General features: G+C 75.6%; 3 protein-coding genes. All 3 read left to right on the top strand.

What is annotated here, in order from left to right; genetic code table 11:
- Positions 1-359 precede the first annotated feature (359 nt).
- Complete coding sequence (locus DZF91_RS25890) at positions 360-1013, top strand: winged helix-turn-helix transcriptional regulator (RefSeq protein WP_117359807.1); 654 nt, start codon at positions 360-362, stop codon at positions 1011-1013.
- Positions 1014-1665: 652 nt separating this feature from the next.
- The gene (locus DZF91_RS25885; protein ID WP_117359806.1) at positions 1666-2295 is read left to right on the top strand and encodes a hypothetical protein; all 630 of its coding nucleotides are present in this window, start codon (positions 1666-1668) and stop codon (positions 2293-2295) included.
- Between the two features lie 344 nt (positions 2296-2639).
- Positions 2640-3066 (top strand): AarF/UbiB family protein (locus DZF91_RS25880; RefSeq protein ID WP_235834564.1); only part of this gene is annotated, 427 nt, incomplete at its 3' end.

The raw sequence follows: 3066 nt of genomic DNA, 5'->3' as shown, positions 1-3066 counted from the left end.
GCGGCGCTCGACCCGGACCGACGCGTGCCGCGCGCCGAGCTCCGCCGCGCGGCCGAGCGCCGCCGCCGCGACCTCCGGGGGCGGCACGTCGGTGAAGACCGGGTCCAGGGTCATGCGCACCTCCGGGAACGCGTGGCGCGTCACTATATTTACATAAAGCCTTGACGGAGTTCACGGTTGACGGCCGCCGCCCTCCGGGGTTATCCAGGGAGGCGACGCGAGACCCCCGCCTCCCCCTGTCCACAGGCGAAGAAGGCACCCAGGCCCGGTCCGGCCAGAGCCGTCCGACCGGGTCGGCAGGCATGCGTCCGCGCTTCCCTTCGGGATATGCTTGTGAAGTGGAACGCGGAGGTTCGGTCATGAAGCAGCAGCGTCGCAACTACGGTCAGTACTGCGGCCTCGCCGGAGCGCTCGACGTGGTCGGCGAGCGCTGGACGCTGCTGATCGTGCGCGAGCTGCTCACCGGCCCGTGCCGCTACAACGAACTGCAGGCCAACCTGCCCGGCATCGGCACCAACCTGCTGGCCGAGCGGCTGCGCTTCCTGGTCGACACCGGGCTCGTCCGGCAGCGTGCCAAGGACGGGTCCAAGGTGAAGATGTACGAGCTCACCACGCAGGGGGAGGGGCTGCGCGAACCGGTGCTGGCGCTCGCCCGCTGGGGCCTCGGCCTGCTCGGCGCCCCCACCTCGGAGGACGTCGTGCGCCCGCGCTGGGGCGCGCTCGCCGTCGAGGCGATGATCGACCCGTCGCTCGCCGGGCCCGACGAGCGGTACGAGTTCCGCATCGACGACGAGGTCTTCCACATCGACGTCACCGACGGGAAGGTGAGCGTCCGGCACGGCAAGTCCGCGCTCGACCCCGCGCTGGTCGTCACCACCGACGCCCGCACGTTCGTCGAGATCGGCTCCGGGCGGCTCAGCCCGCTGGAGGCGACGCTCACCCACCGCCTCACCATGGACGGCGACCCCGAGGCCACCCTGCGCTGCTCCCGCCTGCTCGGCCTGGTCGGCTGACCTGCCGCCGCGCCCGCCCCACGCCGTCCGCCCCCGCGCCGGGTACTCGGCGGACGGGGCTCCGGGAGTCGGCGGGTGGCCGTTCCGCGACCGGGTGTAGCGGATTCCCGGGGTTCGGCAACCGTCCCGAGCGTCCCCTCCGCCTCTCCTCCGGGGCAGGCTCCTCTGGCTTGACTACATCTTAGTGAAGTGATCCCCTGGACGGGCACGAACGATATCCCCTCGTGCGCCGTTCGGGCGGATCGCGGTCTCCTGACCGCCCGCCCTGACTCGCAGCGACCTCGGCGCCCTCCCGGGCCCACACCGAGAACGGATGAGGTGCGCGATGCCGGAACAAGCGGGCGCGGACGCCGTGCCCCGGAGGCGGTCACACGGCGCGGCACGGGGCCCCGCACCGGTGCCCGAGCGGCCGTTCCTCACGGCGGGGCCGCTCACCTCGTTCGCGTTCGGCGTCGAGTCCGCGCTGGGGCGCCGTCCGCTGCGCTACCTGGTCGCCCGCCGATTCACCCCCGGAGCGCCGGAAGACGTCCCCGACACCGCGGGGCACGAACCAGGCGACGCATGGCACGAACCAGGCGCCGCAGGGCGCGAACCGGGCGCCGCAGGGCGCGAACCGGGCGCCGCAGGGCGCGGGCCAGGAGCCGTATCCGCCGTGCCGGCGGTGTCCGGTGTGGTCGCCCCTCCACCCCGCGCCGCCCTGACCTTCCTGTTCGTGCTCGAGCCGGACCAGCTCGCCGGGACGTACGTGACCATCCGCGAGGACCGGGTCCACGCCGACTGCCAGGTGTGGACGTACGTGCCGACCATGCGCCGCGCGGTGCGGATCGTCGAGCGGCACGTCTTCGGCTGCCTGCCGCTCACCCAGGTCGGCTACCTGGACCTCATGGCGTGGCGGCACCCCGCGCTGGGCGACGTCCCGGAGGACCGGGAGGCCGACGTCTCGTGGAGCGGCTGGCCCGGCGCGCGGGCGCGCTGCTACCTCGGCCCGGCCTCCTCGCCCGGCCTGACGGTGACCGAGGCGGTGGACCCCGGCAGCGGGACGGTCGTCGCCCGATCGGTGGACCGCCGCGGCGTGCCCGAGCGGCGCTGGCAGGTGCTCGCCCCCGGCCCGCCCGAGCTGCCCGCCCGGATCGGCGTGCGCCGTCCGGACGCGGGCCCGGCCACCGAGTTCCGCCGCCTGGGGGACCCGGTGGAGGTCCCCGCCGAGGTTTTCGACGAGGGGCCGCACGCGCTGCGGGAGGCGGTCGGCCGCCGCATCCCCGCCCTGGCCCCCGCGCCCTGACGCCCGCCATGCGATCCCGGATCGGGACGGCCGGCGGAGCGTGCGGCCGACTGCGCGGCGGGGCACCCGACGAGATGCCCGGTGGAACCGCAGGCGAGAAGCACAGTGGAACCGCAGGCGAGAAGCACAGTGGAACCGCTGGCGACATGCGCGGTGGAACCGCAGGCGACATGCGCGGTGGAACTGCGGACGAGACGCGCGGTGGGGCGGCACGCGAGATGCCCAGTGGGGCCGGAGCCGAGGTGCGCGGTGGAACCGGACGCGAGATGCGCCGTGGGGCCGCACGCGCGGTGCGCGGTGGGGCAGCGGGTGGGGTGCGCGGTGGGCGGTGCGGGCGTGCGCCGGTGCGGCGCACCGCGCGGGTCGTGCTGGTGTGCGTCCCGGCCGTCCCGAGGATCGCGGTCGCGGCGCTGCGCCCGGACGGGCGGCGGCGTTCCGCGCGCGTCGCCGGGGAGGTCGCGAGGCTGCTGGAACGGCTCGGTGGCGCGTTCGTCAAGGCCGGGCAGCTCCTCGCCACCCGCGTCGACCTGGTGGGGGAGCCGTTCGCGGCGGCCCTCGGCCGGCTGCACGACGACGTCCGGATCGACCCCGTCCCCCCGCTCCCCGAGCGCTTCCGGGACTGGACGGCCCGTCCGGTCGCGGGCGGCTCGGTCGCGGTGGTGTACCGGGCGTGGCCGCCCACCGCCGGACCCGCCGACCCGGCCGTCGCGCTCAAGGTGAAGCGGCCGGGCGCGGCGGCGGAGCTCGCGGGGGACCTGGCGCTGCTGCGCT

Origin of the sequence: Actinomadura logoneensis, assembly GCF_003428695.1 — a bacterium.
Taxonomy (GTDB): domain Bacteria; phylum Actinomycetota; class Actinomycetes; order Streptosporangiales; family Streptosporangiaceae; genus Spirillospora; species Spirillospora logoneensis.
This window is presented reverse-complemented; position numbering and strand designations above follow the sequence as displayed.